The sequence below is a fragment of the Butyrivibrio sp. genome (assembly GCF_024699075.1).
In genome coordinates, this window is record NZ_JAILQF010000321.1 from 25,642 (window position 1) to 36,541 (window position 10,900).

Here is a 10,900-nt window from a genome sequence, read left to right on the forward strand (position 1 = left end):
TTAAACACATTAAAGAATTTTTGAATTTTTCATCATACGGATCCTGTATTCAGATCCTTTTATTTTGTCCTTGACTCCATATACCTCGCTTCCTTTTGTAAGCTTAAAATATATAGTCCGGATTGCCCTGTGCACCCAGGCAATAGGTAGCAAAAAATGGAATTTCTTACAGTATGAATACTTATCATCTATATCATTTACAGATGGAAAAAGAGCCTGAAGTACTCTGCTTCCTTTTTTCTCACCTGTTTCTTTTTTGCCATTTACATATGGAGAAAGAATCCCTAAAAGGCTATAACTGGACTTGTCAGAAAGATCTCTTTTGCCAACGAAAACTATGTCACTTAGAAATTCCATATCATCTTCGGGATATACTCTATCTTCCTTAGAAAGAACACTTTCGTCCATCCCAAAATATTCTATGCACTTAGTCAAATAAACTGCACAGAAATTATCGAATTTCATCTGCCTGAATACTCTGAAAAATCTGTTAAAATCAATACTATCCTTATATCTGTTGATAAACAGAGCTATATCTGTAAAATATCTGCTCTCAATTCCCTCAACAATATAGTGTTTGATTATATGAAACATCTGTAAAATGAGATGCTCCGTAGGACCAAGAGTCCAGACTGAAATATCATCTGATATCGTAACCTGTATAAGTGTATCAGCATCATCAAGCTTTTCTTTAAGAAGCACATCTATATTATCTCCATGATAGTCTTCCCACAAGGTATAATGTGCTTCTATTGAAAGATTATCATTTGAATATAGCTGTACATTGTTCTTGCTATCAGCTTCGTTATAACCAAAGCCCAGTTCTTTTGTTAATATTTCATGAACCCTGTCTTTATCACGAGGGGCAAATTTAACATCAAGGTCACTGCTATAGCGCGAGAATATATCGGGATACAAAACAGCTAGTACATATCCCTTTAAAACAATCGCTTGTATACCTTCACGGTTAAAACATGTTATTACTTTCTTAAACTCAGAAAACTTATTGTATGAATAAATAAACTCTTTCTTGACCATTCTGTTCCATTTATCCATAAGACTCTTTTCAACATTGAAATATTCAGGATCCTTATTTACTGCATTATTAAAAAGTGCCCCACACTTATTCATCCACCCTAATGATATCAGTGTTTCCCAATCACAATCGTTGTAAGAGATTCCCGGTCTGGCATTATTAAGGGCATATCCTTGCAGCCCTATGAAATGCCTGACCAGTAGTTCCTTATTCTTATCCATCATAACACCCACAATTAAATAAATTTAACTTGATATTTCTTTGTCTATAATATAATATTGATTCGGCAGAAAATACAACTGGTATGGAAAAAATATTTAGAATAATGGGGTTAGTAATGAACAAAGATTCAAAAATTAAAATGATCAAAAAGATCGATGTTACTGATATGGCCGGAGACAAGGTCATGATTGATTTTGAAAGTGGTAAATACTTCCTTTTAAGAGGAACAGCTGCTGATATCTGGGATAATATCCAGACTGAAACAACTGTTGGGGAACTCGTAGCAAAGCTTCTTACAATCTATGATGTAGATGAGGAAACTTGTCTTAGCGGAACAGAGCAGTTCCTTTCCCAGCTCGAGGAGGCAAACTTTATATCTTTAACTTAATCTAGGCGGGATAATACTATTATGAAGAATACAAAAGTTAATGTCAGCATAATAGTCCCTATCTACAATGTTGAAACTTATCTTGAAAAATGTCTCGATTCATTAACATCTCAAACACTTAATGAAATAGAGATTTTAGCAGTTAATGATGGTTCCACAGATAGATCCCTTGAAATTCTTGAAAAATATGCAAAAAAGGATTCAAGGATCATCATTTTAAATAAAGAAAATGGTGGACTGTCTGATGCCAGAAACTATGCTTTTCCATATATACACGGAGAATATGTTGGATTTGTAGATTCGGATGATTACGTAGACTTACAGATGTACGAAGTAATGTTTAAGCGCGCAGTAGAATGCTCTGCAGACATTGTAGAGTGTAATCTTCATCACACTTATGATGACAACGAGGATACCGAAATAGGCCGCCATATCTATGATAAGAAAGATCTTATCATGAATGGCAGATCCGTTGTTTGGAACAAGATATATAAAACTTCATGGCTTTTAGGAACAGGTGTTACTTTTCCTAAAGGACTTATATACGAGGATGTAAACTTTTATTGTAAAATAGTGCCATTCCTTGGAAAAATTGAATATGTAGATGATGCCTTTGTTCATTATGTTCAAAGGGGTACATCAATCAATAATTATCAGACATTAAAAACAATGCAGATATTCGATATACTTGACGATATATACGCATTTTATGTAGATAAGGGCTTTATGGAAGAATATAAGGATTCTCTTGAATTCTTGTACACGAGGATTCTTCTTTGCAGTTCCTTATCAAGAATGTCCAGGATAAAGGATTCATCAGATCGAAAAAAGGCAATATCTGCCAACTGGAATAAGCTTCAGAATACCTTTCCAAATTGGAAGAAAGGCAAATATCTAAAAGCATATACTGGGAAAAATGCTAGATTTATGAAGTCCATAAATCCAATTACTTATGCACTTGCAGGTTTTCTATTACCAATAGTAAAAAAATAAGCAGCTACAAATATTGTGGCTGCTTATTTTTAATCATTTCTCATAAGCCCAAGCTCATCCATAAGATGGATTCTTCTCTCTCCAACATCAATCTTCTCACTTACACTATAAAAAGCTTCCTTATGACCATTCCTTCTTATAATGAATTTTATAGCTCTATGAACCCATGCAAATGGAAGTAATATAGGATACCTTCGGGCATAAATATATGTTTTTGGTAAAGCATCCAGTGATGGAAATACCATTGAAAGTTTTCTCTTTATTTCAGTTTTTGGAGCCTTGGCTTCACCAGTAAAGTATCCTTCCATTGCTCCCATGATCTGCCATCCGGCATCTTTATCTTTAGTTATTCCGACTTTTAGAAGGTCCATTTTAAGATCGTCTACACTATGATCAAGCATATAAGCATGGTTTTCAAAAACCTTATCTGTCATTTTAAGTTCTTTAACACAAATTTGGAAAAAAGCTTCCACAAACTTTGTATATCCAAGTAATTCTATATGCTTCCAAAAAAGGTCAAAATCTATATCTTCACAATACCTGTTCACAAAAAGAGTCGTGTCTATAAGATATCTTATACCAATACCATCCAGACTAAAGTGCTTTATGATATGAAATAATTGATATACCAGATGCTTTTCATATCCAAGAGTATTAACTTCTATACCGCATGCCATCGTCCTTATATCGGTTTGCAGGCAGCTAAGCTCCATTTTATCAAGAATATCTATTCTAGGGCCTGTGTAATCCTCCCAGAGCCTTGTATGAAGTTCAACAACATGGTCAAGGACGTTATTACTGTAAACCTGAACATGATTCTTTGAATGTTCCAAGTTTTTTTCATAACCCAGTTCTACCAAAAGCTTCTCAGCAGCTTCTTTATCTTTGTCATCTACAAGGATATCACTATCTGAACTTGTCCTTTCTGCATATTGAGGATACAGATCAGCCAAAAGAATGCCTTTAAAAAATACCAGTCTGATGCCTCTATTTTCAGCTTCTTTACAGAGTTTCTTTATACCATAGTTTTTAGATAACTCTCTAAACATTACTGCCTGTATATATCTGCCATAGTCTGCAATTACTTCCTGACTGATTATTCCATTCTTGTCATTGAATTCCTTTACAGGTTTATACAAAAATGCAGATAAAGAATTCTCCTGGATCATGACCTTAAGCTCTTCAAAATCCAGTTCATATTTATCGTTCTCACTTTCTGTTTTATCATTACTATACATGTGAGCTCTGCATAGCATAAACAGATTGTCAATCGTATTTGATGTCATAAAAAATTCCTCTAAACTAATTCTTACAATTATGTATATTTTCTTTACTTAAAATATTGCCTCTTATATACTAATGAATGTGAAGCGAAGCTTCGCAAATACTCAAAAGGAGGGATATGAAATGAAGGTTTGGAACGCACCAGTTATGGAGTCTCTTGAGATCACCGAAACAGCTAAAGGCGGTCGTACAGTAACAAATCACGATGGTTTTATTAACTACTCACACAATGGTTTACCAGCTGAAGAGTACGCTAGTGGCCCTATCACTAGATAATGATAGGATAATATCGTATCTAAGAAGGAGAATTATTCTCCTTCTTTTTTAGCTGTTTTTATCAAGAAAAACGCTAGTCGATACGATTTTCCCTTTCCAGTCTATGTTCTCTTCATCGTTTGGTTCGTCCATTTCTAATTTCACTTTGGCAAGATCATAGTATTTACTTAGTTTGTCAGAAACAAGATCTGAAAGCTTACCATCATTATTAACCCCATACTTGTCAAGACGAAGGACTGCATCAGCACTTTGTCTTCCCCTAAATCTTGTATTTAGCCTTATTTCATCTGGCACATAATCTTTAAGGTATTCCCTTATAAGTCTTCTTTCAACCCCATCATAGGAAAAGCATTTATACGGAAGCTTAAGACATAATTCAAGTATCCTTTTATCCATTGTAGGATCCCTAAAAAACAGACCATGATAAAGTCCGTCTTTGGTATTAATTACACCACTTAATTGCAGCATTCCTGTAGCGAAAACACAATTTGCATATGTGTTTCTTGTCTTAATAGTATCGCCCATTCCTATGAATTGCTTTTCTAAGACTTTTTTATTATTTAAATTATTAAACAGATCGCTTTTATAGCCTCTTTGATCGCAATATATATCCGTTTTCTTTATAGTAGTAAATAAATCTCTTATAAATCGCCTTGCATACTTTTTCTTAATGATTCCTTCTTTTTGGGTGTAGATCATAAACTGCTTGTAAGCTTCAACAAAGTGAAAACCTCTTATTAGTCTTCCAAGAGTGTTCTCCATATTTCCATATGAAATAGTATCATTCCCATAAGCACCGCTAAGTATTACTTTTACGCCTTGCTCCTTGGCTTTTATATAGCTTTGACGAAGCCAAACATAGTTTATAAGCGACTTAAATGGCAACTCGAGATAATCACATAACTCTTCTACATGTGTCAATGAATTCTCACCATCGCATGCCAAAAATGTCGGCTTAATATTGGGAAAATGTTTGCAAAAGCTTAGAACATCCTTAGATTCATCATCTATCATATAGCCACATTTTTCGCCAAATTCATCAACATATTCTTTTAATGGTACTGAGGTATATGAGTAAAGATCTTTATTACTTTTTTGAAGATATTCTGAAGCCACACTTCCTACTGAAGTAGAGTCCAAGCCACCACTTAACAATATCCCACATTCACCATCAGTTCTTATTGCATTTTTAACACATTCAAAGAAGGTCGTTCTAAAAAGATCCTTGCATTTTTCATCATCAAAGTTTTTCATCTCCTTGATCAAATCAAATGGATTATAGTATCGAATAGGCTCTGCAAATACACGTCCTGAAACATTTTTAAAAATAACGCCAGTTCCGTATGGAAGTATGTGGACCCCTTCAAATGGTGTTAATCCGTCAAATAAAAAGCAATAAGCAAAATCCAATGCCAAAGAAGCACTCATCCACTTTTCACAGATACTTATTCCGGGAACAATATCCGTAATAGAAGATGTCAGCGTTGAAAAAAACACTTTACTCCCATCGACATAATAATGTATACACCTTGAGGAAAGATGGTCTGTATATAGCCTTAATTCATTTTTATCTTTGTTATATACTGCAAATGAAAAAAGCCCAAGTACATGATCTCCAAAATTCTCTCCCCACTTCTTCCAGGCCTTAAAAAGCAGTTCTCCATCAGTTACAGATTCATTCGATGAAGTCTGTTCAATCAGTTCTTTTCTGTTATCAAGAAGTACATCTGCCGTAAAATAGATATCCTCAGATGCTAAAGGAAGCTTTTCATATCTGGATTCTTTAGTTATATATTGTAGCCCACATTCCATATAAACATTCTTTTTAAGAAGTCTTTCCCTGTGGTCGATTTTATATTTTTTGGTGCATTCACTCATCTTATCAGGAATAAATATATCTATATCATTACCTGATAAATCAATACACCCCCATATTGCTGACATTTTAATTCACTCCGTTATACATTACTCTGTATATAATCCAAAATTTCATTTAGCGTATTCTGATCTTTATTCCTGCATATCTTATGAACAGAAATTTGATTGGAAAGTCCTATACATCTGAGCATATCATCTGGTTCAAACTTGAAAGTATCATTAAATAGCCAGTTTATGAAAATACAGTCAGTAATGATTTTTAATTTCTCAGAGCCTGTTATCTCGCTTTTGGTAAGTGAAGGCACATCCTGAACTTCTACTCTGAAAAGAGCATCCACTTTAGCAGGCTTATCATAGAAATCATCTTCTCTGGAAACTTCAAATTTATTAAGGTCGTATCTTACCTGCTTTAAACTTGTTGTATCTAAACCATTTTTCTCGACTTGATCTTCGCATAATTTTTGCGCCGGGAATGCAGGATATGAAATATACTGTCCGTTTTCTAAAATTATTCCGGTCACATCATCAGCCATAAGTAATGCGCCTCTTTTTATAAGTTCTGTTGTAAGAGTTGATTTACCCGCGCCGCTGTTCCCGGCTACTATTATAGTCTTGTCATTTATTCTTAGACACGCCCCATGAATCATTAGCATTTTCCTGTACCAAAGCAAAACGGCAAGACATAGCCCTGGCAAAAATACTGCTGCATCATCTATTGTTCCTTTATTATATTCAATAAAGTTAATGGTTTTTCGGTCATGAATGTAAAACAGCCCAGCACTGTTATAAAACCACATTTCATCTTCCTTAATTCCCTTATAATAGCCTTCTTTTATTTGTGGCTCGATGAAATCCGGTATCCCTCCATATACGATCTCGATATCAGGTTCATTAATCTCTTCTTCAAGCTTGACAAACTGTGAAAATTCATAATCTGAAGCAAGAGTAAGACCATATATTGTGTAATAAAACTTTTGATTATTCATAAAAACTAAAACTCCTTAATACGTTGCAAACTTGGCAACAGTTGTATATCCGTCTCCGTCTCCTCCGGAAGCCCAGAGATTTCCACATCTAAGCCAGGCGTGAGCTTCCATCTTATCTTTTTCTAAAGCAACTCCCAGATAAATAGTGCATGGGATATTCTTTTTCATCAGGAATCTTCTTAAGGTAAGTGCCCTTACAAGACACTTCTCCTCCCATGGAAGCCTTTCAGTTATACGATTTATATGAAAAGCGTATAATTTGGCTAATGCTATTTTATCTTTGCTTTCTTCAAAGGAAGTTTCTTCGCCACGTATGCCCAGCTTGTCTTCAAGCTTCTTAGACGATGTATGTTTTACTATATAACGGTAATAAAAGGAGTAAATATATGCTTTTATAGTTACATTTTTTTCTTTGTTTTCAAATAAAAACGACTTTATATCTATCATAAAAACACCACATAAAAATTATAATATTCAATTAAGCACAATGCTTTAATAAATCGGAAACTACCGAAAAATTTGACCCTTATTATATGCTCATACAAATGTTATAATTTATTATTTTTACTACTAACATCGCTGAAAAAGGTTTTCTTTAGAATTTCAAGTACCCTGCCAGAATTAACTCTTCCCCCAAAAACTATTAGCCCCAATTATTGCAGACATATCTTTCTCCAAACAAAAATAACCTTCAAAAACGGTGTAATTTTAGCATAAAATATATACACCGTCAATGAAGGAATGCCCGTAAACTAAAGGTTTTTTACACGTTTCCGAAATTATGGATGAGTATCTTTCACCTTTTATATAACTGTTAATAATATCCCGATATAATAGAAATATTATTTCAATATATTATTCTTTTTTTAACTCCTATCATATGCGAAATACCGATTATATCTCGGAAGACTTGTAACCATCTATAAGTGCTTCAGCTATTTTAGGAAAGTACCATTTCAGATTGTTCCTATCCATAATTGCAAAATTTGTGACTTCTTCTGCGCTTGATACATTCGATCCATTATCCCACAAAATGGGGCATGCTCCTATTTCAGCAGCCTTTTGAGCATAATCGTATGTATATGCTTCTCTATCAACATCACTTTGCCCTGTGGTACCAAATTCGCCTATAACAATGGCATATCCTCTGTCATATAGCTTTTTGATATAATCAAATCCACTTTCAAGTTTATCATAGGACATATAGCCATGAACACCTACTAATAATCTCCCCTCTACCGAATCTGAAGGAAGCTCAAAATAGTCTATATTTCTTCCATCCCAAGTCGCTGCATAAGTGTTTATGAGCAAATACCTTGTTGCATTACCTGATCCTGTTCCCCTTACAAGGTCGACAAATAGCTGATTCCATTTGTTATATATGGTAAGTGATTCAAATGGGACATCAGTCCATCTGTCGTTATCATCAACCATTTCATTGAAGCTTTCCAATATAAGGTGGTCATCATAATCCTTAAAATATTCCGCGATCTGGATGATCATCTTTGCAACGCGGTCATGATTTTCATTATAATTCTTCTTGGAAGCATTGATCCAACCATCATTACCGGTATCATGATGTATGTCAATAATGCAATACATTCCATTATCTATTACCATTGTCACAACTTCAGACACTCTTTTAAGCCATAAGGGATCAATATTACCATCTTCATCTATATGATTCATATATGTTACAGGAACTCTTATAGTGCCAAATCCTTTATCTGCGATCATTTTAATAAGTTCCTGCGTTATTGGTGCGTTCCACCAGAGTGTCTCATAATCCTGCGGATTATCATCTATTATCAGCATAGTATTCCAGTCACATACATCGAGCGAATTGCCGATATTAATGCCAACTCCCATTTCTCTAACAAATTCTCTTGCTTCTGATGATTCTGCAACTACCTGTTTTTTAGGAATTCCTATAAAACAAAGCCCTATAACCATTAATGCCGCTAATATGAGCGCCGTAAAAAGTACTATTATTATTCTTATTTTCTTATTCATGTCTTACTCTCCTGTCATAAATTGGGTTCATATTAAATATACACCTCTCCCATCATATATTTTGTCAAAAAATGCTCAGTTTCAGATTATCATTCATAAAAGGCTTCCTCCTACAGGCAAGCCTGTGGACTTTCACCTACGTCACGCAAAAGTATGATTTCAAAAAAGGTAATCTCCATATTATTGAAGACTACCTTTGACCTTTTATCTATAATTTACAATAATCATTATTTTTCAAATGAACACTTATCAGGATAAATCTTTTCAAATTCCTGAATAAGCCTTTCTTTATATTTCGAAAACAACTTATCGTCAGCACTATCCATCAGATCGTTTATTACAAGCAATGGTCTTCTTCGCTCGTTTATTCTGTTACAAATTATATCTAATGATTTCTCATCTGATAATTCATAGTAATCCCCAATATCATAAAGTTTAACAGGTTCAAAATTCCCTGTCATAAAATTCCAGTACCTCATCAGCCACTGACTAAAATCCATAGGAGTTCTAAATTTATTCATACACGCTTTATCCAGATTTGAATTTTCCAACTCCCATATTCTTTTAAAAACACTTTTTTTATGAGATATCGTAAAATGCTGGTCTATGAACCCATAAATTCTTTTGAACATTATAGTATCAAAATTCTTAACAATGTTTTTTCTTCCAAATTTTGGACTCATCCATTTTAATACAAGTCTCCATCCCAGCCATTTATTCCCGAAATGTTTATTTATAATACCAAGATTATTAAATACAGTGTGATAAAAATCAGTTGAAACATCATAATTATAATATGTAGTGCTAATAAGCATATCACAGGGCTTATCATTTTTAAAAAACATATTTTCGCTTGTTTTATCTATAATAAAAAAATCATCGTTAAAAAGGATAAAATTTTCTGATAACTCTTTTATCCTATGAAGATTTAACTCTATAACATTTGAATTATATGTGGGTAAATATTTTTCAGGAATATAATCTTTATGTTTTATAATAACAAGTCTTTCGTTATCAGTATTTAACCATTCCGGTACATGTCCCCAGGTAACAAAAAAGATTTTATTAATAAAGGGCATATTCTTCTCAATTCCTCTAAACCAATACCTCATTAACCCCCAGTCTCTATATCGTTTAGCAGAATTAGAATTATCCTCATCTTTAGATGATACCGGATCATACTTTTTCTTTTCTTTAAGCCACTCTTCGTCACTACCATCTACCCAGGTTACTACAACATCAATTTTATTATTCAATTTCAAGCTTTAACTTCTCCTTCAGTTTTATGGCACTAATCTATCTTTCAATACTTAAATGAATACGGTTTACGTTTTGGCTATATGCTTAAAATATTTCTAAAAAACTCTTACTTAATCTTTTTGTAAAAAATATTTCTTCCCATCTGTAACTGTAGCTATTCATAACTAATTGCCATAAAGGATCAGATCAACCAGCTCTTCATTGGGCCAGGTTAGCGTTCTTCTGTCAAAGATAGCCATTTCATTAGTCTTACCATTATCCCACCAAATTGCCGGAATCCCCAGGGCTTCAACATATTTCATATATTCAGTTGCCCCTTCAATCCTATTATCTCCATCTTTAGAAATCCAGAAAGCCCATTCTCCTATAAGCACATTATATTTGTCTACAAAATCAGTCATTATAGCAAAATTATTTTGCATGTTACTCATATTAAAGTAACAGTGAAGTCCCACAAGGATCTTATTATTAGCTGTATCAGATGGTAATACAAAAGCATTAAGAACCTTTTGAGTAGACATAGCAGCATATGTATTAACCAGTAGATATCTGTCCGTATTATTT

The 10,900-nt window shown here is 33.7% G+C and carries 10 protein-coding genes; 2 read left to right on the top strand and 8 right to left on the bottom strand.

Features of this window, described 5'->3' with window-relative positions:
* Positions 1-9: 9 nt before the first annotated feature.
* Complete coding sequence (locus K6G87_RS13010; RefSeq protein WP_296838066.1) at positions 10-1,260, bottom strand: nucleotidyltransferase family protein; 1,251 nt, start codon at positions 1,258-1,260, stop codon at positions 10-12.
* 113 nt (positions 1,261-1,373) lie between these two features.
* On the opposite strand from K6G87_RS13010, the gene K6G87_RS13015 reads away from it, so the two are divergent.
* Both K6G87_RS13015 and K6G87_RS13020 read left to right on the top strand, forming a co-directional pair.
* Positions 1,374-1,646, top strand: coding sequence for a PqqD family peptide modification chaperone (locus tag K6G87_RS13015; protein ID WP_296838068.1), 273 nt, complete (start codon positions 1,374-1,376; stop codon positions 1,644-1,646).
* A gap of 21 nt (positions 1,647-1,667) precedes the next feature.
* Positions 1,668-2,639 carry a glycosyltransferase gene (locus K6G87_RS13020; protein ID WP_296838071.1) on the top strand — a complete coding sequence of 324 codons (972 nt, stop codon included), beginning with the start codon at positions 1,668-1,670 and terminating at the stop codon, positions 2,637-2,639.
* Between the two features lie 29 nt (positions 2,640-2,668).
* Here the strand turns inward: K6G87_RS13020 and K6G87_RS13025 are convergent, their stop codons facing one another.
* From K6G87_RS13025 to K6G87_RS13055, 7 genes are all read right to left on the bottom strand, one after another.
* Positions 2,669-3,925: a nucleotidyltransferase domain-containing protein gene (locus K6G87_RS13025; protein WP_296838074.1), complete on the bottom strand. Its 1,257-nt coding sequence runs from the start codon at positions 3,923-3,925 to the stop codon at positions 2,669-2,671.
* 322 nt (positions 3,926-4,247) lie between these two features.
* The gene (locus tag K6G87_RS13030) at positions 4,248-6,143 is read right to left on the bottom strand and encodes an asparagine synthase-related protein (RefSeq protein WP_296838077.1); all 1,896 of its coding nucleotides are present in this window, start codon (positions 6,141-6,143) and stop codon (positions 4,248-4,250) included.
* Positions 6,144-6,157: 14 nt separating this feature from the next.
* A complete protein-coding gene (locus K6G87_RS13035; protein WP_296838079.1) occupies positions 6,158-7,063 on the bottom strand; it encodes a hypothetical protein in 906 nt (301 codons plus the stop codon).
* A gap of 15 nt (positions 7,064-7,078) precedes the next feature.
* Positions 7,079-7,510, bottom strand: coding sequence for a lasso peptide biosynthesis B2 protein (locus K6G87_RS13040; protein WP_296838082.1), 432 nt, complete (start codon positions 7,508-7,510; stop codon positions 7,079-7,081).
* Positions 7,511-7,957: 447 nt separating this feature from the next.
* Complete coding sequence (locus K6G87_RS13045) at positions 7,958-9,076, bottom strand: glycoside hydrolase family 5 protein (RefSeq protein WP_296838085.1); 1,119 nt, start codon at positions 9,074-9,076, stop codon at positions 7,958-7,960.
* A 227-nt stretch (positions 9,077-9,303) separates the two neighbouring features.
* Positions 9,304-10,338 (bottom strand): stealth family protein, encoded by a 1,035-nt coding sequence (locus K6G87_RS13050; protein WP_296838088.1) that lies wholly within the window; start codon positions 10,336-10,338, stop codon positions 9,304-9,306.
* A gap of 162 nt (positions 10,339-10,500) precedes the next feature.
* A partial coding sequence (locus tag K6G87_RS13055) for a cellulase family glycosylhydrolase (protein ID WP_296838091.1) occupies positions 10,501-10,900 on the bottom strand: 400 nt, incomplete at its 5' end.